Origin of the sequence: Phenylobacterium sp. J426 (genome assembly GCF_024699945.1) — a bacterium.
In the GTDB taxonomy this organism is placed as follows: domain Bacteria; phylum Pseudomonadota; class Alphaproteobacteria; order Caulobacterales; family Caulobacteraceae; genus Phenylobacterium.
Genome location: NZ_JAJOMY010000001.1, coordinates 928,384 through 947,115, shown reverse-complemented (window position 1 = coordinate 947,115; position 18,732 = coordinate 928,384). Strand labels below are relative to the sequence as shown.

Genomic DNA, 18,732 nt, shown 5'->3' with positions numbered 1-18,732 from the left:
GGGATGACGGGTCCTGGGCTACGCCAGCCACACCATCTTGCGGGTCGGCACCTGCTGGCCGCGGGCCAGGCAGTCCTGCAGGACGACGTCGCCGGTGTAGAGGAAGCCCGCCTTCACCAGCACCTGGCCGGACGCCTTGTTGTCGCTGAAGTGACCGGCCCAGACGACCTTGCGCCGCCAGTCCGACGTCATCCAGCCAAGCGCGCCGCGCAAGGCCTCGGTCGCATAGCCGCGCCCCCAGAAGGGGCGGCCCAGCCAGTAGCCGATCTCCGGCCGGCCGGGCTCCTTCTCCGAGACGCCGATCATGCCCATGAAGCCGAACTCGCGATGCTCGATCGCGAAGTTCGGCTCGCGCCAGTGGGTCTCGCGGCCGAGGAATTCGTCCGCGTGTTTGGGCGTGTACGGATAGGGCATGGTCGAGAGCATCCCGGCCACGCCGAGATCGTTGGCCAGCTGGCACAGCTCGCCTGCGTCCGAGATCACCGGACGGCGCAGGATCAGCCTGTCCGTCTGGATCAACGGCGTCGCTTCGATCGCACACATGTCTCTACCCTCCCGGCCGCTCTGACGGCGGCCCATAACGACAGCGGGGAGCCCGGCTGACCGGACTCCCCGCTGGGATCGTCATGTCCGGTCCGCCTGTTCGAAGTGGCGGACCAGAGGAAGGAGGTCCGCGCCTATTCGGCGGCAATCACCTTCTGCTCGGCCGGCACCACGGTGGCGTAGGTGCGGTTGTTGCGCTTGGTGACAGATCTCACGGCGCCGGTGACGAGCGCGAAGAGGGTATGGTCCTTGCCCATGCCCACGCCTTCGCCCGGCCAGAACTTGGTGCCGCGCTGACGCACGATGATGCTGCCGGCGTTGATGGCTTCGCCGCCGAACTTCTTCACGCCGAGACGGCGGCCAGCCGAGTCACGACCGTTGCGCGACGAACCACCGGATTTCTTGTGAGCCATTGTGTGCTCCTACTCTCTCTGGATGACGCGGCCGATTACTCGGCGGCGCCGTCGTCCTTCTTGGCGGCCTTCTTGGCAGCCGGCTTCTTGGCTTCACCTTCGGCCTTCGGGGCGGCGGCCTTCTTCGGCGCGGCCTTCTTGGCTTCGGTCTCCACCGGGGCGTTGGTCTCGGCCGACGCCATGGCTTCCTTCACCGCGGGATCGGCGGCGACTTCCTCGGCGGTCTTCGCCTTGGGAGCCGCCTTCTTGGCCGGGGCCTTGGCGGCCGGCGCGGCTTCCGCCGCGGCCAGGGCTTTCTTCGGCTTGTTCAGCGTGGCGAAGTCGAAACCGCGGGCGCGGGCGTCCAGCTCGGCCTTGGTCGTCAGGTCGACCGTGCCGTCCCACTTGGTCTCCTTGCCGCCGGCGGTGATGCCGGTGACGCGCAGGACCGTCTCGGCCTGGCGGTGACCGCGGGTGCGGCGATAGCCCTGGCGGCGGATCTTCTTGAAGATCTTCACCTTCTCGCCCTTGCGGGTCTCGATCAGGGTCGCGGCGACCGAGGCGCCGTCCACGAGCGGCGCGCCGACCGTCACGGCCTCGCCGTCGCCCAGCAGCAGCACCTCGCCGAAGGCGACGTTCGCGCCCGGCTCACCGTCCAGCTTTTCGACGATCAGCAGGTCGCCGGGCTGGACCCGGTATTGCTTGCCGCCGGTCTTGATCACCGCGTACATCGTTGCGCGCCTTTGTATTTCTTCTTGATTGAAAGCGTGATTGCGCCCGCGAGCAGGGCTCACGAGCGAGGAGGCGCGGTTATACGGCCCGGCGGCGCGGAGTCAAGCGCGGGGCTGGGGGCGGAACGCTGCCTTGGGAGGCCGACCGCTTGACAGGCCTGCTGCGGCAGGCTCGCTTCGGACCGCGGCAAGGGGCGCCAGCATCCGGGGGATGCGGGCTCAATCGGGGCGACTATCATGGAATTCCTCAGAACCGCGCCGTTCGGCGCGCTCTTCACCGTCACGTTCGTCGTCGCGGCCACGTTTCAGGCGACGATGACGGTGGTCGGCGCTGTCAGCGCGCTCCTGGCGCCCGGCCTGTTCCGGATGAACGGCGCTCCGGCCTCTACGCCCGTCGAGGCGCTGGGCGTGGTGCTGTTCATGCTGGCCTTCGGCCTTGTCATGAACGCCGCCATATCCGCCGGAGGTGCGGGACTATGGCTCCTGGCGCGGCGAACGCTGCGGAGGGCCTAGCTCAACACGCTCCGCGGCTTCCGTGCGCCCACCCGCGCGGCTTCCGCCCGTACCCCGCCGGCCAGACGTTCGATCTCGCGGGCGACGTCCTCGGGCCCGTGCTCGGGGGTGAGCTCGACGTAGCGGACGCCGGCCTTGCGCAGCGCTTCCTTCTTCACCGCGTCGCGCGCAGGCGCGGTCCCGCCGACGTAATGCCCGGCGCCCTGATGCTCCAGCGCCGCCAGCGGCCGGCCCTCGCGCGTGACGATCAGCACGTCGACCCGCTTGGAATTGATCGCGCGGAACGCGGCCTCGTCCGACGCCGAGAGGATCTCGCCGAGGCTCACCTGGGCCATCACCCGCCAGGCCAGCCGCCGCTCGGCGATGGCGCGTTCGGCGGCTTCGAAGACGCGGGCCTCGCCGCGGTTCATCAGCGGACGGGCCTCGAAGTCGGCGTCCATCACGAGCCGCAGCTGCTCGGACGCGTCCAGGGGCCGCGCAAGAGGGCGACCGTCCTTGCGGAACGGCGCGACCCGTCCCCTCCTGCGGTCCGGAGCGAGGCTCCCACGCCTGGCCGCTCGCGCCGCCGCCACGCGGCCGCGCTCGATGTACATGCCGATCAGGCCGGCGGCCGAGGCCGCCGCGACGACGATCATGTCGGACCCGTTCAGGATCATGCCCGCTCTCCCCACGTTCGTTGCGACTATGGGGCGAGCATCCCAACCTATGGATTAAGCAGCGTGGTGAACGGCTACCGCTTCATCCAGGGCTTGGATTTCGAGGACGAGGCGTGCGCGGCGGCGCGTTCGCTGTGCTGTTCGGCGCCGGGGCGCTGCTGGGTGGCCTGGGCGGCCTTCTTCAGCCGCAGGGCCTTCTGCATCGGGGTTTCGGACTTGTCGGCGGAATGATCGCTCATCCCGCCAACCTAGCACGCACGGCTAGAACACCACCATGGCGGCGCGGACCGCCAGCACCACCAGCACGACGGACGCCGCCGTGAACACCGCCCAGCGCAGCATGATGACGTTGACCGTCGCCTGGATCAGGCTGTGGACGACGCGCAGGCCGACATAGGCCCAGGCCAACGTCGCGTTGAGGCCGTCTCCCGCCTGTGCGAGCGTGAGCGCCAGCGCCGTGGCGTAGAAGATCGTCGGCTGCTCCATCAGGTGGTTGTAGTTGTCGGCCTTCCACCGGACATTCGGCGGCAGCTGGGCGGCGAGTTCGCCCGGAGGCTTGTTCGGATCCAGCGGGATCTTCAGCTTCTGCATGGCCGGGATGCGGGTGGCGTAGAGCCACAGCCACATCACGAGCGACCACAGGACCAGCGCGACCACGGGTTTGAGGATCGGCGCCACGATCGTCAGTTCCATCTCGAGTTCCCTCCGACTCGTTCTCGTTGGCGCGAGAATGGCCGGGAAAGCTTGGCCGTACCAGTGTTCGGCCAAGCGGCTCTTTCTTCGCGGTCCCGCGGGCTTTAGGTCGGGCGGCCTCGGACGGGAGATCCTCGTGGCGCATCGCAATTCGGCCTGGCCCTCGGGCATGATCCTGCCGCTGGCGGCCGTGACGATGGCGATGGGCGCCTTCCAGGTGGGCGCGGCCCTGGCCAAGGGGCTGTTCCCGGCGGTCGGTCCGGAAGGCGCGGCGGCCCTGCGCATTTCCCTGGGCGCGCTGATGCTGCTCGCCGTCGGACGTCCCTGGCGGGCGTGGAGGCGCGGGAACGGCCCGGGCCGGGAGTCCGCCCTGCCGCTGATCGGTCTCGGCCTGTCGGTGGCCGGCGTGATCCTCTTCTTCTACCTGGCGATGGCGCGGCTGCCGCTGGGCGTGGCGATCTCGCTGCAGTTCCTGGGCCCGCTGGGGGTGGCGGTCTTCGGCTCGCGCAAGGCGATGGACCTTCTTTGGGCGGCGATGGCGGGCGTCGGCGTCTGGCTGCTGGTCGGGCTCGGCGCGACCGGCGCGGCCCTGGATCCCATCGGTCTCGGCTGGGGTCTGTGCGCCGGCGGTTGCCGGGCCGCCTACATCCTCATCGGCCGCGGCGTCAGCGGCGACTATGGCGTGGCCACCGCGGGCCTGTCGGTGGCGATCGCCGCCATCGCCGTCCTGCCGGTCGGCGTCGCCAAGGCCGGCCTGGCGCTTTTTCGCCGGCGCTGCTGCCCTACGCCCTGCTGGTGGCGCTGATGTCGACGGCGATGCCCTTCGCGCTCGAGTTCTTCGCCATGCCGCGCATGCCGGCCCGCACCTTCGCCGTCTTCACGAGCCTGGAGCCGGCGTTCGGCGTGCTATCGGGTCTCTTCCTGCTGCACGAGCGGCTCAGCGTGGCCCAGGTTTCGGGCGTCGGTCTCGTGGTCGGCGCCGCCGCTGCGGCCGCCTGGTCGAGCCAGGTTCAGGCTCCCGACGAGCCGCTTCCGAACTGACCTCGCAGACGATGCGGAACCGGCCCGCGGCCAAGCTCGTTCGATGCCGCATGACCAGGGCAGAAACCTATCTCAAGCACGCCGCCGAAGCCGAGGCGCTGGCGGCCCGCGCGCAGAGCCTTTCCGGCCGCCTGCGCTGTCTCGACCTTGCCGAAGGCTATCGCGCGCTCGCCGAGCGCATGCAGGCGATCGCCAAGCCCGAGCCGCGCAGTTGGGCCGCGGACGAGCACCGTCCCGGGTGAGGCCCTATATCTGACCGGGCGCGACGGGCGCCGGTCCAGATTGAGGGAGCTCCACCAATGATCCGCAAGGCGAATGCGGTTTGGCGCGGCACGGGCCGCGACGGCGAGGGCGCGCTGACCTCCGCCTCCGGCGTGCTGTCGGAGACGCCCTACAGTTTCAAGACACGGTTCGAGGGCGACCCCGGCACGAACCCGGAGGAGCTGATCGCCGCCGCCCACGCCGGCTGCTTCACCATGGCGCTGGCGTTCGCTCTCCAGCGCGCGGGCTTCACGCCCGATGAGCTCGCCACCGAAGCCGCAGTCTCGCTCGACCAGGACGGTCCGGGCTTCAAGATCTCCAGGTCGGCGCTCACGCTGCGCGCCAGGGTTCCCGGGCTGGACGAGGCGAAGTTCCAGGAGCTGGCTCGCGACGCCGAGCAGAACTGCCCGGTGTCCAAGGTGCTGAACGCGGAGATCACGCTGGACGCGCGGCTGGAGAGCTGAGGGAACCGAGCGGCGGTTCGGCCGCTCAAGCTTTGCTGCACGCAAGTGAGACCTCCCACCAGTCGGGAGAGCAGCTAGCCTGAATGACCCCGCGGACGTCCCCGGTCCGCGGGGTTTTCCTTGCTGGGCCGCCGGTCGCGGGACGTCCGAAGATGACGCGAACCTGAACAGGGCGTCTCAGGGTGGGTTCAGTGGCCGTCCTTTAAAACAGGCTCCAACGAACAAGGAGCTGACCCATGAACATGCAAGGCAAGAAGTCGAAGATCGCCGTCGCCGCCGTTGTCGCGGGCTCGATCGCGCTCCCGGCCGGCACGGCCGCGGCGGGCGAAAAGACCGAGCGGGCCATCATCGGGGCCCTGATCGGCGGCGTGGCCGGCGCGGCCGTTTCCCGGAACGACACCCAGGGCGCCCTGATCGGCGCGGCCGCGGGCGCGGCTCTGGGCGCGGCGACCGCCAAGGACAAGAACAACTACCGCTACGGCTACCGCACGGCGCCGCGCTATTCGAACTACAGCCGCTACAACAACGCCCAACGGTACGACCGCTACGGCCGATACGACAGCCGCTATTATCAGCCGTCGTATGGCAACCCCTACGGTTATTACCGCTAATAGCCCGCCGGCCGGCGACGTGACGACTGATCGGCGTTAAGTAACGACCCGATCCGTTCACGCCGCCGCCCTTCTCCAGAAGGCGTTGTGAAGTAGTCCAGATCCTTAAGACTCTAAGATTCGCCTGTCAGGCGAGTCCCATGCTAATGAAAAGGTGGTCGTGGTCGCGGCCACCTTTTTTCTTGCCGGCGCGCGGACTGCTGCGGATGCAGAAATTCGTCATCCAACAGAACATCCAGCACTTCCAAGACCTCCTGGAATCGGCGGTCGCGCCGGAAGACCGACAGCGGCTGGAGGCCCTGCTGGCGGAGGAGCGCGCCAAGCTCCGTGACATCGAAGACGCTGAAGCGGGCGGGGCCTAGGCGGATCTAGTCCAGCACGCAGGACGCCAGGCCCTGGCCGCGCACGGCCTGGGCGTTGCGCCGGATGCTGCCCGACCGGCGCTGGACGTAGGGGCCCGGCTTCGCCGCCTTCCAGGACAGCGGCTTGGGAACGATCGCCGCCAGGCGGGCGGACTGGGCCGCCGAAAGGTCCTTGGCCGAGACGCCGAAGTTCCGCCGCGCCGCGGCTTCCGCGCCGTAGACGCCGGGGCCCCATTCGATGGAGTTCAGATAGACCTCCATGATGCGGCGCTTGCCCCAGCCGATCTCGATCAGCACCGTGAAATAGGCCTCCAGGCCCTTCCGCACCCAATCTCGCCTCGGCCACAGGAAGACGTTCTTGGCCGTCTGCTGGCTGATGGTGGAGCCGCCGCGGATCCGCTTGCCGCTCTCGTTGTAGGCCATGGCCCGGCGGATGGCGTTGAAGTCGAAGCCGAAGTGCTCGCAGAAGCGGGCGTCCTCGCCGGCCATGACCGCCCGCACCAGGTGGGGCGACATCTGCTCGAGCGGGACCCACTGGCGTTCCACGCCCTGGCCCTCGAACACCCTCTGCACCATCAGATAGGTCAGGGGCACGGGCACGAAGCGATAGACGGCGACGGTCAGCACGGGCCCGATCCAGAAGACGATCAGCACGGCGATGAGCAGCGCGGAAACGGTTTTCCGGAACGCGTCTCCCGCTTTGCCCTTGCCCCGCTTCGCCCTCGGTTTCGCCCCCTGCCTCGCCACGCGCCGACCTGCCGTCTTGTCTTGACCCTGGGACCACATGTTAGTCCCGCCGCGGGAGCGTCCGAAATCAGGGTTGCCGCAAGATGAACGTCACCGAGGCGGTCGCCGCCCGCATCTCCGTCCGCGCCTTCCGGCCCGACCCCGTGCCGGGCGCCCTCGTTCGCGAGATCCTCGAACTGGCCGCCAAGGCCCCCTCAGGCGGCAACCTGCAGCCATGGCGGGTCTACGCCCTGGCGGGCGAGCCGCTGGAGGCGTTGAAGGCCGAGGTGCGCGCCAATCCGTTCGGCGAGCCGCCAGAATACGACGTCTATCCGCCCAACCTCTGGGACCCGTTCCGCACCCGCCGGTTCCAGAACGGCGAGGACCTCTACGCCACCATCGGCATCCCGCGGGAGGACAAGCCCGCCCGCCTGCGCCAGCTGGCCAGGAACGGCGAGTTCTTCGGCGCGCCGGTGGGAATCTTCTTCTGCCTCGACCGCAAGCTCGGGCCGCCGCAGTGGGCCGACCTCGGCATGTACATGCAGACGGTGATGCTGCTGGCCACGGAGCGCGGCCTCGACACCTGCGCCCAGGAGTACTGGGCCCGTTATCCCCAGACCGTGGGCCGGGCGCTCGCCCTGGCCGAAGACCACATGCTGTTCTCGGGGATGGCCCTCGGCTGGCGCGACGCGGACCACCCGATCAACACCCTGAAGGCCGCGCGCGATCCGTTCGAGGTCTGGGGAGAACTGAGAGGGTTCTAGCCGACGACCTCCGCCACGCCGGCGTGGCCGTCCTCGTCGCCCCAGGCGACCCGCCTGGCGTCCGGCGTGATGGCCAGCGCGGTGATCTGGCTGCCCTTCTCGGCCTTCAGCGGGATGATCCGCTGGCCCGTCAGGTCGCAGGCCCAGACGCGGCCGTCCTCGGTCCCCGCGGCGAGCCAGCTGGTGGCGAAGGCCGCAGCCACCTTCGTCACGGTCGTGCTCTCGTCATAGCCGACTTCGGCCGCCTCCTTGCCCATCGGGCCGGCGGGGCCGGAGAACGGCCAGACGACCACGCCGTTGGCGCCGGAGGTGGCGAGAAGGGAGCCCTTGGACATGAAGGCCAGGCTGCGGGGCTTGGTGGGATAGCCGCCCATCCGCATGTTCTTTTCGTCGGCCACCCGCCAGCCGTGCAGCTGGTTCTCCTGCATGGCGCTGATCAGGAACTTGCCGTCCGGGCTCCAGACCACGGCGATGTGGCTGCCGGCCCATTTGAGGACCGCCGGCTTCTGGTCTGCGATGCGCGCGTACCAGAGGTAGGCGCCGCCATAGCTCGCCACCGCCAGTCGGCGGCCCTTCGGGTCGAAGGCGACGTCGGCGATCGTCCGCTCGTGGCCGAAGGTGCGCTGGAGGGCGGCGTCCTTCACGTCGCGGACATGCAGCTCGCGGCCGGCCCCGAAGGCGATCAGGCCGGACTCGGCGGAGGCCGCCACCGTGTCGATCCACTTGCCCTTCAGCTCGGCCAGCACGTCGAACGATCCGTCCGGCCGCGCCCAGACCAGGCGGCCGTCGTCGCCGCCCGAGACCAGGCCCTGCCGGCTCGGATGGACTGCGGCCGAGAGGCTGGCGCCGTCGTGCGCCTCGACCGCCATGTCGCGGCCCGGGCCCCCGGCGAACCGAACCGTACCGTCGCCCAAAGCGAATCCGGCGTTCCCCGAACCGTCGAAAAGCGCGGCCGAGACATAGGCGTCGAAGCTGAAATTCATGGCTTCCCCCTAGATCGGGGCCCCTCCGGCCGCAAGGCGCGCGCGTTCACGCTTTACAAGTCGTTTTGGGCTTGCCAATGGTCCGGCGAACGGGCGCGCAAGGTTGCGCACGCCCGAGGGAAGGATCCAGGACGTATGGGTGCGAAAGTCGGCGGCGGGGGGCGGAAGCAAGTTCGACCTCGGCCAGAACTCGGACATGAACGTCACGCCCTTCGTGGACGTGATGCTCGTGCTCCTCATCATCTTCATGGTGTCGATCCCGGCCGCCACGGTGTCGATCAAGCTCGACCTGCCCCCCCGCGATCCCGCCGCCGCCCGGCACGATCGTGAAGGAGCCCACGCTGGTGAACATCCAGCGCGGCGGCCTCTTCATCGGCGACCAGCCCACCCGGCTCGACCGTCTGGCCGGCGACCTGAGCGCCCGCCTGCAGGCGGACGACCCGGCCACCCCGCCGACCGAACAGCGCGTGTACATCCGCGCCGACCGCGACGTCCGCTACGGCGACTTCATGTCGGTGATGAACGACCTGCAGGGCAACGGCTTCTACCAGGTCGCGCTGATCAACGAAGAGCTCTAGGCCCTTCGACCCAGATTACGGAGAGCCCGCCCGGGAAACCGCGGCGGGCTTTTTCGTGCCGCGATCGTGATGGAGGGCGGTTGTGCCGGGCGACTGTCTGCGGCCCAGGGTTGTGGCCATGATCGGCGCATGGCTCTGACGATCCTCGCGGCCTCGATGGCCCTGCTCGTCGGCGGCGCGCCGCCGTCCGCCGTGGTGTCCCAGGTGGACATCCAGCCGTTCGCCTCGACATGGGAAGGGCGTCGGCCCGCTGCCGAGACGCCGGCTGTGGCCCGCTACGGCGATCGACTGCTCACCGGGCGGGCGGAGCGCCCGGGCCCTGCGGGGCCGCATCGCGCTGACCGACGTCGCCGACGCGGGCTTCGCCTGCGCGGGCTGGTACGAGAACCGCCGGCGCGCGCCGCGGCTGGACCTCAAGTGCTCGGACGGCGGCCGTATCGCCATGACCTTCCAGCAGCCCACCCAGGGGCGCGCCTTCGGCGTGGGCGAAGCCAACGGCCTGCCGTTCCGCTTCCGCTTCGGAGCCGACCTGGCGGCGCGCTGAACCGCTCCCGCGGAATGGATCTTAGCCGATGATTGGGGCGGAGGCGCCCTGACTGCGACGCCGGCGGGCCATCCGGACGGCGTCGTTGGCGCCGCCGTTCGTGAGGACAGCCTCATGTGACCCCGGAGAACTCCGGTTGACACCGGCACAGTCTCCCCCAAACCACGCGCTCTCCGCAATAACGGACCCTTAGGGAGGGCCTCATGCGCGTTGGCGTGCCTCGTGAGATCAAGCCGGACGAATATCGCGTGGGCCTGACGCCCGCGGCGGTCCGCGAGTATGTGGCCCATGGCCACGAGGTGCTGGTCGAGCAGGGCGCCGGCGGCGGCGCGGGTTACGGCGACGAGGCCTATGTCCGGGCGGGCGCCAAGATCGTTCCGGACGCCGACGCGGTCTTCTCGGGCGCCGAGATGATCGTGAAGGTGAAGGAGCCCCAGGCCGTCGAGTGGGCCCGCCTCACCGACAAGCACATCCTCTTCACCTACCTGCACCTGGCGCCCGATCCGGCCCAGACCGAGGGCCTGCTGGCCTCCGGCTGCGCGGCCATCGCCTATGAGACCGTCACCGACGACAACGGCGGCCTGCCGCTGCTGGCGCCGATGTCGGAAGTCGCCGGCCGCATCGCCGTCTTCTCGGCGGGCGAGACGCTGCTGAAGCACAACGGCGGCATGGGCTTGCTCATCTCGGGCGTGCCCGGCGTGCCGCCGGCCCGGGTCTGCATCCTGGGCGGCGGCGTCGTCGGCGCCAACGCCGCGGTCATGGCCGCGGGGCTCGGCGCCGAGGTGGTGATCATGGAGCGGTCGATCCCGCGCATGCGCTACATCGACGACATCTTCGCCGGCCGGGTGATCACCCGCTACTCGACCTACGACTCGGTGGAGGAGGAGATCCTGAAGGCCGACGTGGTCATCGGCGCCGTGCTGACGCCGGGCGCGGCGGCGCCGAAGCTCGTCCGCCGCGAGCACCTGTCGAAGATGAAGCCGGGCGCGGTCCTGGTCGACGTCTCGATCGACCAGGGCGGCTGCTTCGAGACGTCGAAGCCCACCACGCACAAGAATCCGACCTACACCGTCGACGGCGTCGTTCACTACTGTGTGGCCAACATGCCGGGCGCCGCCCCTGCGCACCTCGTCCGAAGCCCTGGGCCACGCCACGCTGCCGTTCGGACTGAGGCTGGCGGACAAGGGTTTGGACGCGCTGAAGACCAACAAGCATCTCGCCAAGGGCCTGAACGTGCTGAAGGGCGAGATCACCCACCCGGCGGTCGCCGAGGCGCTGAACAAGCCGTTCAAGGACGCCTACGGCGTCTGGGGCTAAAGGCTTCCGCCCGATCAAATGACGAAGGCGCCGGTCCTGAGGGTCGGCGCCTTTTTCTTTGTTCCCCTCTCCGAAATAACCCCGCAACAATCGCGCCCACGCTTGCCGTGAAACGCCAAAGGGAGGACGCGCCATGTGCGACGAGGACATCAATCCGTGGGCCGAGCCGGTCTCGCGCCGGACGATCGGGCTGGGCGCCCTCAGCGTCGCCGCCGTCTCGCTGACCGCCGCCGAGGCGCAAGCTCAGGGCGGCGTCACCGAGAAGGACGTGACGGTGAAGACGCCGGACGGCGAGTCCGAGGCGGCGTTCTTCTATCCGGCCGGCAAGGGGCCGTGGCCCGGCGTGCTGGTGTGGCCGGACATCGGCGGCCTGCGCCCCGTGTTCCGCGACATGGGCCGCAGACTGGCGGCGCAGGGCTACGCGGTCCTGGTCGTGAACCCCTTCTACCGTTCGGCCAAGCAGGCCGAGACCCAGAAGCTGAACTTCGGCGACCCTGAGGGCCGCAAGGCCCTGATGGCTTACCGCATGGCGCTGGTCGAGGGGGATAACCCGTTCGAGGACGCCAAGGCCTACGTCGCCTTCCTCGACGCCCAGCCGCAGGTGAACAAGAAGAAGATGATGGGCGTGCAGGGCTACTGCATGGGCGGCCCGCTGTCGTTCCAGACGGCCGGCGCCGCGCCGAACCGCATCGGCGCCGTCGCCAGCTTCCACGGCGGCGGCCTGACCACCAAGGAGCCGGCCAGTCCGCACCTTCTGGTCGCCAAGACAAAGGCCTCGTACCTGGTCGCGGTCGCCAAGAACGACGATGCGCGGGATCCCGAGTCGAAGGAGATCCTGAAGGCCACGTTCGCGGAGACGAAGCGACCGGCGACGGTCGAGGTCTATCAGGGCGACCACGGTTGGACCGTCCCCGGAAGCCAGGTCTACAACCAGGCCGAAGCCGAACGCGCCTGGGCCGAACTGACCAAGCTGTACAAGACGGCGCTGAAATAGCGTCCTTCCCCCGCGCGGGAGAGGGTGTCAGCCAGGCTGGCGGGTGAGGGGGTCGTGCGGAGGTCCGCGCGGCCCTTCTTCGTGTCTGTGGCTGGTCTGGAGGGTGTCTAGGCTGCGGCCCAGGCCAGCGCTTCGGGGTCGTCTAGGGCCATCTCGTCCCAGTCGAGGTCCGGCGGCGGGCTCATGGCGGCGGCCACGACCGCGCTCATCTCGGCGGCGGAGCTGACGCCCACGAGGACGGCGGAAGCCTCGGGCCGTGAGAGGGCGAAGCCCAGCGCGGCCTGCAGCGGGTCGGAGCGACCCTCGGCGATCAGGCGACGGGCCCGGCTGATCCGGCCGGCGGCGGCCTTCAGGTGGCTGGGCGCGCGGTCAGGCGGCAGGAACAGCACGCCGTTGAGGAAGATCGAACGCAGGTGCACCTCGACGCCCATGCCGGCGAGTTCCCGGAGCGTGCCGTCGATCAGCAGGCGCTGGTCCAGCAGCGAGGCGGGCGCCTGGACGATGTCCGGCTTGAAGCGCTTGGCGAGGCCCACGGGATCGTCCGAGGCATAGACCGAGACGCCGATCTTGGCGCACAGGCCCTCGTCCTTAAGCTTGCGCAGCCGGTCCCACAGCTTGGGTCCCAGCGGCGAGAACAGGTCGGTGGCCGAGGGCGCCAGCAGGGCGTCTACACGCTCCACGCCCATGCGGGCCATCTGGGCGCGGATTTCGGTCTCCACCAGGTCCGGCCCGCGGTCGGGGCGGACGGTGGTCAGGGTCATGCGGAACGGGCAGGGGCGCGGCAGCGCCTGACCCAGCTGGCTCTCGGCGACCTGGCTATGGCGGCCCACCTCCAGAACACCGAGGCCCGATCGCGCGGCGATCGAGAGGATGTCGCGGGCCTCGACCTCGCGCGGCCGGCCGCGAAGGGCCGGCTGCTCAAGGCCGAACTGCCCCGATCCGAGGCCGAGTTTGTTGAGGAGGGAGGTCATGAATGAGCGAAGGCTTGGTGTAGTCCTCTTGAGCCGCCATCTTCACCTGGAAGGCCTAAGAAGCCGTGACCGAGACCTTTCGTGAGTCTTAAAGCGTGATTCCGCCGCAGATCCCGAGTCCGATCGGGCCCCTGGCCGAGTGGCCGGTGTTCGGCCTCGCCGACGACGTGCGGCCGGCGCTCGATGCGGCGCGCGCGGCAGGCGAGGCCTGCGTGCTGGCCACGCTGATCGCGGTGGAGGGCGGCGGCCCGCGGCCCGCCGGCACGCAGATGGTCTTCGCCGTCGGCGTGGTCAGCGGCTACTTCTCCGGCGGCTGCGTCGAGGGCGACGTGGCCGGCCATGCCGCCGCCTGCCTGGCCGACGGCGAGCCGCGCACGCTGGTCTATGGCGAAGGCAGTCCCTGGCCCGACATCCGGCTGCTGTGCGGCGCGCGCATCGAGATCTTCCTGGAGCGCGTGCGGCCTGACGATGCAGCCATCGGCGAGGTGCTGGCGGCCTGGATCGAGCGCCGACCCGTCGTCTACGTCAGCGACGGCCACGCCCGCGTCTGCGCGGCGGAGGTCTCGCCCTGGATGGAGGCGGTGGTCGAGCGGGCGTATGAGCCCACGCCCCGGCTGGTCGTCGTCGGCGGCGATCCCACCGCGCTCGCCATCGCCGAACTGGGCGCGCGTTCCGGCTTCGAGACCACACTCGTGAGGCCCAAAGGGCCGGAGACCCCACCGCCCGTGACCGGGATCGCCTACCGCCGCGACCAGCCGGCCCAGGCGCTGGCGGCGATCGGCCTTGACCCCTGGACCCATGTCGCCGTCGCCACCCACGACCTCGACACCGACCGCGAAGCGCTGCGGGTCGCCTTGCCGTCGAAGGCGGCCTATGTGGGCCTCCTCGGGGCGCGGCGTCGGCTGTCGGGGAGGCTGGAGGAGCTGCGCGCGCAGGGCATGCCCGACGCAGCGATCGCCCGCCTGCACGCGCCCATTGGTCTGGATATCGGCGGCAAGGCGCCCTTCGAAGTGGCGGTGTCGGTGATCGGCGAGATCACCGCGCTGCGTTATGCGCCCGAAAACAGCCGCGACAACGGCAGCACGTCCACCACGTCCCCTGCCGCGGCGGCCGGCGCCTCGGCCTGACGGCCCAGCAGGCCGTCGGCGGCCGCGAACACGCTGACCAGCGAGGAGTCCTGATCGCGGAACGGCCGCACGCTGACGCCCCCGTCCGAGAACGTGAGCTTGGCGCGCATCCAGTGCTCGCGGCTGCCGTTGGCCGGCAGGTCTTCTTCCAAGCGCGCGGCGAGGGTGCGTGGGGCGGGATCGGCCCCCTGCCACCGGGCGAGGATCGGCCGCAGGAAGAGCTCGGCGCACACGAACGCCGAGGCGGGATTGCCCGGCAGCCCCAGCATCAGCCGCCCATCGGCGAGCCGGCCGAAGAAGGTGGGCTTTCCGGGGCGGACGTTGACGCTGGCGACCTTGAGCTCCAGGCCCAGGGCGGCGCCGGCCTTGCGCACCAGGTCGTGGTCGCCCACCGACGCCCCGCCGATGGTGACGACCAACTCGCCGTCCGCCGCTCGCAGCGCCTCAACGGTGGCGTCCAGGTCGTCGCGGACCGGCCGGGCGCGGGAGACCTCGCCGCCCCAGCCGGCGATCATCGCCGACAGGGCCGGCGAGCCGGAGTCGTAGATCTGGAACGGGCCGGGGCTCGCCGGCGCCTCGACGATCTCCTCGCCCGTCGAGAACAGGGCCACGCGCGGGCGTCGGGCCACGACCAGGTCGGCCCGGCCCGCGGCCGCGCCCAGCGACACCCGCCAGGGATCCAGCCGCGCTCCAGCGGCCAGCAGCGCCTGGCCGGCCCGGAAGTCTCCGCCCGCCGGACGCACGTGCTTGCCGGCCGGCGTCTCCGGGACGATCACCGAATCGCCGCCGCGCGTCGCATCCTCCTGGATGACGACGGCGTCGGCGCCCTCAGGCAGCGCCGCGCCGGTGAAGATCCGCACGGCCTCGCCCGCCCGCAGCACGCCGGCGTAGCCCGTCCCCGCCGCGCTCTCGCCCACGACCTTCAGCGTCGCCGCACCGTCCGCGCTGCGGACGGCATAGCCGTCCATGGCCGAGGCGTGGAACGGCGGCTGGTCCCGCGCGGCGGCGACATCCTCGGCCAGCACGCGGCCGCTCGCCTGGGCCAGCGCCACGCGCTCGACGCCGGCCGCCGGAACCTCCGCCAGCATCCGCGCCCGCGCCTCGTCGACCGGAAGCAGCTTCACGCGCGCCAGTCGCCCGACTTGCCGCCGGTCTTCTCGACCAGGCGGACGGCCTCGATGACCATGCCCTTCTCTGCGGCCTTCAGCATGTCGTAGAGGGTCAGGAGCGCCACGGAGGCGGCCGTCAGCGCCTCCATCTCGACGCCGGTCTGGCCCGTGGTCTTCACGCGGGCGGTCACCGACAGCCCGCCATCGCCCGGCTCGACCCGCACCTCGGCCTTGGTGATCGGCAGCGGGTGGCACATCGGGATCAGGTCGGCGGTCTTCTTCGCCGCCATCACGCCGGCGATCTCGGCCACGGCGCGGACATTGCCCTTCTTCCCCTCGCCCGACAGGGCGAGCGCAAGGGTCCCAGGCGCCATGCGCAGAAAGCCCTCAGCGACGGCCTCTCGGGGGGTGACCGCCTTGTCCGAGACGTCGACCATGCGGGCGCGGCCGGTCTCGTCGATGTGGGTGAGCTTCGTCACGCTTCCATGAGCCGGGGCATGAGCTCGACCATGTTGCAGGGGCCGTGGCGGCTGTCGAGCTGGGCGGAGATCACCTTGTCCCAGCCGTCCTTCACCGCGCCGTTCGAGCCCGGCAGGCAGAAGACGAAGCAGCCCTTCACGATGCCGGCCAGCGCACGGCTCTGCAGGGTCGAGAGACCCACCGACTGGTAGCTGACCAGGTGGAAGATCACCGAGAAGCCGTCGATCTCCTTGTCGAACAGCGGGCGGATGGCCTCGGGCGTGACGTCGCGGCCGGTGATGCCCGTACCGCCGGTGGTGACGATGGCCTCGACGCCCTGCTCGACCCAGGCCAGCACCTGCTTGCGGATTTCGTCGACGTCGTCGCGGACGATGCCCTTGCCAGCCAACTCGTGACCCGCGCTCTTCACGCGCTCGGCCAGCAGATGACCGGAGGTGTCGCTCTCCTCGTCGCGGGTGTCGGAGATGGTCAGCACCGCGACCTTCACCGGCTTGATCGGCTTGCTCTCGTCGATCCGGCCGCCAGGGGTGAAAGCGTTCATCGGTCGGTCTCCTGTTCCCAGCGGGCGCGGTCGGCGTGGTCGGCGTCGGTGGGCTCGATCCAACGGGCCCCGCCCGGCCCGTGCTCCTTCTTCCAGAAGGGGGCCTTGGACTTCAAGTAATCCATGAGGAAGTCGCAGGCCTCGAAGGCCGCGCGGCGATGTCCGGCGGCCGTGGCGACGAAGACGATCGGCTCGCCCGGCGCGATCTCTCCCACGCGGTGCAGGATCAGGAGGTCGTCGAGCCCGAACCGCGCCCGCGCCTGTTCGGCGATCCTGCCGATCTCCGCCTCGGTGAATCCGGGATAGGCCTCGAGCTCCAGGGTGGCGGTCGAGCCCTGCTCCGCCCGGGCGATGCCGGTGAAGGTGGCCACGGCGCCGGTCTCGGTGCGCCCGCGGGTGAAGTCCGAGAGCAGGGCGCCGGCGTCGAACGGTTCCTCGGTCAGGGTGATGCTCATCCGCCGCTCATCGGCGGCAGGAACGCGACTTCCGAGCCGGCCGCCAGCTTGGGGTCGCCGCGCACGAGGGCCTGATCCAGCGCCACCTGCACGCCCGGACCGTCCAGAGCCTCGGCCAGGGCCGCGTCCTCCGCGGCGATAGCCGCCTTCAGCGCCGACAGGGAGCCCGCCTCGATGGTCCGCTCCCGCCATCCCGCGAGGTCGCGCAAGGGCCCGAACAGCAGCACGCGGGCCATGCTCAGCCGCCCGTGGTGGACATGTGGCGCGCGACCGCCGGCTTGGCGCGCGCGACGTCGAAATCGTGGCCCCTGGGCTTGGCGTCGACGGCGTTGCGGATCGCCTCGACAAGGTCCGCGTCCGAGGCCCCGGCCCGCAGCACCGCCCGCAGGTCGGCGCTGTCCTCCTGGCCGAGGCATGTGTGCAGGGTGCCGGTGCAGGTCAGCCGCACGCGGTTGCAGGCCTCGCAGAAATTGTGGCTCAGAGGGGTGATGAAGCCGAGCCGGCCGCCGGTCTCGACGACCCGCACGTAGCGGGCCGGGCCGCCGGTGTTCAGGCCGATGTCCTCCAGCGTCCAGAAGCTCTCGAGTTCGCGGCGTACGTCCTTGAGCGACAGGAACTGGTCGGTGCGATCGGCCTCCACCTCGCCCAGCGGCATGGTCTCGATCAGGGTGATGTCGCAGCCCTGGCCGTGCGCCCATGCGATCAGGTCCGGCAGTTCCGCGGCGTTGTCGTCCTTCAGGGCCACGGCGTTGATCTTGACGGAGAGGCCCGCCGCCTGCGCCGCGGCGATCCCGTCCAGAACCTTCGCCAGGCTGCCGCCCCGCGTGAGCGTGCGGAACAGCTCGGGCTTCAGGGTGTCGAGCGAGACGTTGATCCGCCTCACGCCCGCCGCCGCCAGCCGGCCGGCGAATTCGGTCAGCCGCGTGCCGTTGGTGGTGAGCGTCAGCTCCGTCAGGGCGCCGCTCGCCAGGTGCCGCGACAGCCCCTCGATCAGCTCCATCACGCCCTTGCGCACCAGCGGCTCGCCGCCGGTCAGCCGCAGCTTCTTCACGCCCAGCGCGACGAAGGCCGTGGCGATGCGGTCCAGCTCCTCCAGGCTCAGGACCTCCGCCTTCGGCAGGAAGGTCATGTGCTCGGCCATGCAGTAGACGCAGCGCAGGTCGCAGCGATCGGTGACCGAGAGGCGCAGATAGGTCACCGTCCGGCCGAAGCCGTCGATCAGCGGCGCCTCTTGCGGCGAACTGGGATCGGTGAGCGTCATGTGCGTTCCAGGATAGAGGCGATGACGGCGTGGCGACAGAGGCGGTTGTACTCGCGGCGGGATCGGGCTCGCGTTTCGGCGGGGGCAAGCTGCTGACGGCCTACGGAAAGGGCGTCCTGCTGGACGGCGCCCTGGCCGCCGCCTTCGCGGCCCCGGTGCGGCGGGTGACGGTGGTGACCGGCGCCGATGGCTCGCAGGTCGCGGACGCCGCGATCGCGTTCGACCACGGCGTCCAGATCGTCGACGCCCAAGACTGGGAGGAGGGCATGGCCGCCTCCCTTCGCGCCGCCATCTCCAGCCTGCCCCCCCGACACCGAGGCCTGCATGGTGTTCCTGGGCGACATGCCGCGCGTGCCGCACGCGGTGCTCAAGCCCCTGTGCGAGGCGGTGGCGAACGGCGCGCCAGCCGCGGCCCCGGTCTACGAAGGCCAGCGCGGCAACCCGGTGGTGCTGGCGCGCACACTGTTCCCCGACGTGCTGCAGTTGCGCGGCGACGTGGGCGCGCGCCGCATCCTCGACGCGCTCGGCGACCGCCTGGCCCTGGTCGAGGCGCCCGACGACGGGATCCTCTTCGACGTCGATCACCGCCGCGACGTGGAACGCGCCTAGGCCTCC

Annotated in this window: 26 protein-coding genes and 4 pseudogenes; 15 read left to right on the top strand and 15 right to left on the bottom strand. The window is 70.4% G+C overall.

Annotation, left to right across the window (positions count from 1 at the left end; translation table 11 throughout):
• Window positions 1-18: 18 nt before the first annotated feature.
• The 3 genes and pseudogenes from LRS10_RS04980 to rplU all read right to left on the bottom strand — a co-directional run.
• Entirely contained in the window at window positions 19-543 is a 525-nt protein-coding gene (locus LRS10_RS04980) for a GNAT family N-acetyltransferase (protein WP_257836283.1), read from the bottom strand.
• A gap of 134 nt (window positions 544-677) precedes the next feature.
• Window positions 678-956, bottom strand: a complete 279-nt coding sequence (gene rpmA, locus LRS10_RS04975; RefSeq protein ID WP_257836282.1) for a 50S ribosomal protein L27 — start codon at window positions 954-956, stop codon at window positions 678-680.
• A 215-nt stretch (window positions 957-1,171) separates the two neighbouring features.
• Window positions 1,172-1,666: pseudogene (rplU, locus tag LRS10_RS04970) on the bottom strand (50S ribosomal protein L21); the annotation flags it as partial.
• A gap of 237 nt (window positions 1,667-1,903) precedes the next feature.
• Here rplU and LRS10_RS04965 point away from each other — a divergent pair.
• Complete coding sequence (locus LRS10_RS04965; protein ID WP_257836281.1) at window positions 1,904-2,179, top strand: hypothetical protein; 276 nt, start codon at window positions 1,904-1,906, stop codon at window positions 2,177-2,179.
• On the opposite strand, the gene LRS10_RS04960 is transcribed toward LRS10_RS04965, so the two are convergent.
• The 3 genes from LRS10_RS04960 to LRS10_RS04950 all read right to left on the bottom strand — a co-directional run bounded on the left by LRS10_RS04960 (window position 2,176) and on the right by LRS10_RS04950 (window position 3,528).
• A complete protein-coding gene (locus tag LRS10_RS04960) occupies window positions 2,176-2,835 on the bottom strand; it encodes a DUF2726 domain-containing protein (protein WP_257836280.1) in 660 nt (219 codons plus the stop codon). The two genes, LRS10_RS04965 and LRS10_RS04960, sit on opposite strands and share 4 nt — an antisense overlap.
• Window positions 2,836-2,909: 74 nt before the next feature.
• A complete protein-coding gene (locus LRS10_RS04955; RefSeq protein ID WP_257836279.1) occupies window positions 2,910-3,074 on the bottom strand; it encodes a hypothetical protein in 165 nt (54 codons plus the stop codon).
• Window positions 3,075-3,096: 22 nt separating this feature from the next.
• Window positions 3,097-3,528, bottom strand: a complete 432-nt coding sequence (locus tag LRS10_RS04950) for an MAPEG family protein (protein WP_257836278.1) — start codon at window positions 3,526-3,528, stop codon at window positions 3,097-3,099.
• Window positions 3,529-3,664: 136 nt separating this feature from the next.
• Between LRS10_RS04950 and LRS10_RS04945 the strand changes: the two genes are divergently transcribed.
• The 6 genes from LRS10_RS04945 (at window position 3,665) to LRS10_RS04920 (ending at window position 6,267) form a co-directional block, all read left to right on the top strand.
• Window positions 3,665-4,333: a hypothetical protein gene (locus LRS10_RS04945; RefSeq protein WP_257836277.1), complete on the top strand. Its 669-nt coding sequence runs from the start codon at window positions 3,665-3,667 to the stop codon at window positions 4,331-4,333.
• Entirely contained in the window at window positions 4,333-4,569 is a 237-nt protein-coding gene (locus LRS10_RS04940; protein ID WP_257836276.1) for an EamA family transporter, read from the top strand. Before LRS10_RS04945 ends, LRS10_RS04940 begins: the two co-directional genes overlap by 1 nt.
• 50 nt (window positions 4,570-4,619) lie before the next feature.
• Window positions 4,620-4,811, top strand: a complete 192-nt coding sequence (locus tag LRS10_RS04935; RefSeq protein WP_257836275.1) for a hypothetical protein — start codon at window positions 4,620-4,622, stop codon at window positions 4,809-4,811.
• Window positions 4,812-4,868: 57 nt separating this feature from the next.
• Window positions 4,869-5,294 (top strand): OsmC family protein, encoded by a 426-nt coding sequence (locus LRS10_RS04930; RefSeq protein ID WP_257836274.1) that lies wholly within the window; start codon window positions 4,869-4,871, stop codon window positions 5,292-5,294.
• 236 nt (window positions 5,295-5,530) lie between these two features.
• Window positions 5,531-5,905 (top strand): glycine zipper 2TM domain-containing protein, encoded by a 375-nt coding sequence (locus LRS10_RS04925; RefSeq protein ID WP_257836273.1) that lies wholly within the window; start codon window positions 5,531-5,533, stop codon window positions 5,903-5,905.
• A gap of 206 nt (window positions 5,906-6,111) precedes the next feature.
• Window positions 6,112-6,267, top strand: coding sequence for a hypothetical protein (locus tag LRS10_RS04920; RefSeq protein WP_257836272.1), 156 nt, complete (start codon window positions 6,112-6,114; stop codon window positions 6,265-6,267).
• Between the two features lie 6 nt (window positions 6,268-6,273).
• Here the strand turns inward: LRS10_RS04920 and mtgA are convergent, their stop codons facing one another.
• Window positions 6,274-7,053: a monofunctional biosynthetic peptidoglycan transglycosylase gene (mtgA, locus tag LRS10_RS04915; RefSeq protein ID WP_374569556.1), complete on the bottom strand. Its 780-nt coding sequence runs from the start codon at window positions 7,051-7,053 to the stop codon at window positions 6,274-6,276.
• A 44-nt stretch (window positions 7,054-7,097) separates the two neighbouring features.
• Here mtgA and LRS10_RS04910 point away from each other — a divergent pair, with 44 nt between their 5' ends.
• The gene (locus LRS10_RS04910; RefSeq protein ID WP_257836271.1) at window positions 7,098-7,757 is read left to right on the top strand and encodes a nitroreductase; all 660 of its coding nucleotides are present in this window, start codon (window positions 7,098-7,100) and stop codon (window positions 7,755-7,757) included.
• Here the strand turns inward: LRS10_RS04910 and LRS10_RS04905 are convergent.
• Window positions 7,754-8,740 (bottom strand): WD40 repeat domain-containing protein, encoded by a 987-nt coding sequence (locus tag LRS10_RS04905; protein ID WP_257836270.1) that lies wholly within the window; start codon window positions 8,738-8,740, stop codon window positions 7,754-7,756. The genes LRS10_RS04910 and LRS10_RS04905 overlap by 4 nt on opposite strands.
• Window positions 8,741-8,936: 196 nt before the next feature.
• On the opposite strand from LRS10_RS04905, the pseudogene LRS10_RS24365 reads away from it, so the two are divergent.
• The 4 genes and pseudogenes from LRS10_RS24365 to LRS10_RS04885 all read left to right on the top strand — a co-directional run.
• A pseudogene (locus LRS10_RS24365) lies at window positions 8,937-8,993 on the top strand (biopolymer transporter ExbD); the annotation flags it as partial.
• Between the two features lie 73 nt (window positions 8,994-9,066).
• Window positions 9,067-9,318, top strand: a complete 252-nt coding sequence (locus tag LRS10_RS04895) for a biopolymer transporter ExbD (RefSeq protein WP_308237921.1) — start codon at window positions 9,067-9,069, stop codon at window positions 9,316-9,318.
• A 747-nt stretch (window positions 9,319-10,065) separates the two neighbouring features.
• A pseudogene (ald, locus tag LRS10_RS04890) lies at window positions 10,066-11,179 on the top strand (alanine dehydrogenase).
• A gap of 133 nt (window positions 11,180-11,312) precedes the next feature.
• Window positions 11,313-12,173 (top strand): dienelactone hydrolase family protein, encoded by an 861-nt coding sequence (locus LRS10_RS04885; RefSeq protein WP_257836269.1) that lies wholly within the window; start codon window positions 11,313-11,315, stop codon window positions 12,171-12,173.
• Window positions 12,174-12,280: 107 nt separating this feature from the next.
• Here LRS10_RS04885 and LRS10_RS04880 read toward each other — a convergent pair whose 3' ends face one another.
• On the bottom strand, window positions 12,281-13,144 hold the full coding sequence (locus tag LRS10_RS04880; RefSeq protein WP_257836268.1) for a bifunctional regulator KidO: 864 nt from the start codon (window positions 13,142-13,144) through the stop codon (window positions 12,281-12,283).
• A 95-nt stretch (window positions 13,145-13,239) separates the two neighbouring features.
• Here LRS10_RS04880 and LRS10_RS04875 point away from each other — a divergent pair, with 95 nt between their 5' ends.
• On the top strand, window positions 13,240-14,271 hold the full coding sequence (locus tag LRS10_RS04875) for an XdhC family protein (protein ID WP_257836267.1): 1,032 nt from the start codon (window positions 13,240-13,242) through the stop codon (window positions 14,269-14,271).
• Here LRS10_RS04875 and glp read toward each other — a convergent pair.
• Genes glp through moaA form a run of 6 tightly spaced genes read right to left on the bottom strand, consistent with a single transcriptional unit; the run spans window position 14,193 to window position 18,117 of the window.
• Window positions 14,193-15,395 carry a gephyrin-like molybdotransferase Glp gene (gene glp / locus LRS10_RS04870; RefSeq protein ID WP_257836266.1) on the bottom strand — a complete coding sequence of 401 codons (1,203 nt, stop codon included), beginning with the start codon at window positions 15,393-15,395 and terminating at the stop codon, window positions 14,193-14,195. The two genes, LRS10_RS04875 and glp, sit on opposite strands and share 79 nt — an antisense overlap.
• Window positions 15,392-15,859, bottom strand: coding sequence for a cyclic pyranopterin monophosphate synthase MoaC (moaC, locus tag LRS10_RS04865; protein ID WP_257836265.1), 468 nt, complete (start codon window positions 15,857-15,859; stop codon window positions 15,392-15,394). Before moaC ends, glp begins: the two co-directional genes overlap by 4 nt.
• Entirely contained in the window at window positions 15,856-16,401 is a 546-nt protein-coding gene (gene moaB, locus LRS10_RS04860; protein ID WP_257836264.1) for a molybdenum cofactor biosynthesis protein B, read from the bottom strand. The genes moaC and moaB overlap by 4 nt, the downstream gene beginning before the upstream one ends.
• Window positions 16,398-16,856: a molybdenum cofactor biosynthesis protein MoaE gene (locus tag LRS10_RS04855; RefSeq protein WP_257836263.1), complete on the bottom strand. Its 459-nt coding sequence runs from the start codon at window positions 16,854-16,856 to the stop codon at window positions 16,398-16,400. Before LRS10_RS04855 ends, moaB begins: the two co-directional genes overlap by 4 nt.
• On the bottom strand, window positions 16,853-17,092 hold the full coding sequence (locus LRS10_RS04850; RefSeq protein ID WP_257836262.1) for a MoaD/ThiS family protein: 240 nt from the start codon (window positions 17,090-17,092) through the stop codon (window positions 16,853-16,855). The genes LRS10_RS04855 and LRS10_RS04850 overlap by 4 nt, the downstream gene beginning before the upstream one ends.
• A gap of 2 nt (window positions 17,093-17,094) precedes the next feature.
• Entirely contained in the window at window positions 17,095-18,117 is a 1,023-nt protein-coding gene (moaA, locus tag LRS10_RS04845; protein ID WP_257836261.1) for a GTP 3',8-cyclase MoaA, read from the bottom strand.
• A 29-nt stretch (window positions 18,118-18,146) separates the two neighbouring features.
• Here moaA and LRS10_RS04840 point away from each other — a divergent pair.
• Both LRS10_RS04840 and LRS10_RS04835 read left to right on the top strand, forming a co-directional pair.
• Window positions 18,147-18,362 (top strand): annotated as a pseudogene (locus LRS10_RS04840) (NTP transferase domain-containing protein); the annotation flags it as partial.
• Window positions 18,363-18,441: 79 nt separating this feature from the next.
• Entirely contained in the window at window positions 18,442-18,726 is a 285-nt protein-coding gene (locus LRS10_RS04835; protein ID WP_257836260.1) for an NTP transferase domain-containing protein, read from the top strand.
• The last annotated feature ends 6 nt before the right edge of the window (window positions 18,727-18,732 follow it).

Coding starts and splice junctions, on each gene's coding strand:
- LRS10_RS04980 (WP_257836283.1), bottom strand. CDS start 543: ATGTGTGCGATCGAAGCGACGCCGTTGATCCAGACGGACAGGCTGATC.
- rpmA (WP_257836282.1), bottom strand. CDS start 956: ATGGCTCACAAGAAATCCGGTGGTTCGTCGCGCAACGGTCGTGACTCG.
- LRS10_RS04965 (WP_257836281.1), top strand. CDS start 1,904: ATGGAATTCCTCAGAACCGCGCCGTTCGGCGCGCTCTTCACCGTCACG.
- LRS10_RS04960 (WP_257836280.1), bottom strand. CDS start 2,835: ATGATCCTGAACGGGTCCGACATGATCGTCGTCGCGGCGGCCTCGGCC.
- LRS10_RS04955 (WP_257836279.1), bottom strand. CDS start 3,074: ATGAGCGATCATTCCGCCGACAAGTCCGAAACCCCGATGCAGAAGGCC.
- LRS10_RS04950 (WP_257836278.1), bottom strand. CDS start 3,528: ATGGAACTGACGATCGTGGCGCCGATCCTCAAACCCGTGGTCGCGCTG.
- LRS10_RS04940 (WP_257836276.1), top strand. CDS start 4,333: ATGTCGACGGCGATGCCCTTCGCGCTCGAGTTCTTCGCCATGCCGCGC.
- LRS10_RS04935 (WP_257836275.1), top strand. CDS start 4,620: ATGACCAGGGCAGAAACCTATCTCAAGCACGCCGCCGAAGCCGAGGCG.
- LRS10_RS04930 (WP_257836274.1), top strand. CDS start 4,869: ATGATCCGCAAGGCGAATGCGGTTTGGCGCGGCACGGGCCGCGACGGC.
- LRS10_RS04925 (WP_257836273.1), top strand. CDS start 5,531: ATGAACATGCAAGGCAAGAAGTCGAAGATCGCCGTCGCCGCCGTTGTC.
- LRS10_RS04920 (WP_257836272.1), top strand. CDS start 6,112: ATGCAGAAATTCGTCATCCAACAGAACATCCAGCACTTCCAAGACCTC.
- mtgA (WP_374569556.1), bottom strand. CDS start 7,053: ATGTGGTCCCAGGGTCAAGACAAGACGGCAGGTCGGCGCGTGGCGAGG.
- LRS10_RS04910 (WP_257836271.1), top strand. CDS start 7,098: ATGAACGTCACCGAGGCGGTCGCCGCCCGCATCTCCGTCCGCGCCTTC.
- LRS10_RS04905 (WP_257836270.1), bottom strand. CDS start 8,740: ATGAATTTCAGCTTCGACGCCTATGTCTCGGCCGCGCTTTTCGACGGT.
- LRS10_RS04885 (WP_257836269.1), top strand. CDS start 11,313: ATGTGCGACGAGGACATCAATCCGTGGGCCGAGCCGGTCTCGCGCCGG.
- LRS10_RS04880 (WP_257836268.1), bottom strand. CDS start 13,144: ATGACCTCCCTCCTCAACAAACTCGGCCTCGGATCGGGGCAGTTCGGC.
- moaB (WP_257836264.1), bottom strand. CDS start 16,401: ATGAACGCTTTCACCCCTGGCGGCCGGATCGACGAGAGCAAGCCGATC.
- LRS10_RS04855 (WP_257836263.1), bottom strand. CDS start 16,856: ATGAGCATCACCCTGACCGAGGAACCGTTCGACGCCGGCGCCCTGCTC.
- LRS10_RS04850 (WP_257836262.1), bottom strand. CDS start 17,092: ATGGCCCGCGTGCTGCTGTTCGGGCCCTTGCGCGACCTCGCGGGATGG.
- moaA (WP_257836261.1), bottom strand. CDS start 18,117: ATGACGCTCACCGATCCCAGTTCGCCGCAAGAGGCGCCGCTGATCGAC.
- LRS10_RS04835 (WP_257836260.1), top strand. CDS start 18,442: ATGGTGTTCCTGGGCGACATGCCGCGCGTGCCGCACGCGGTGCTCAAG.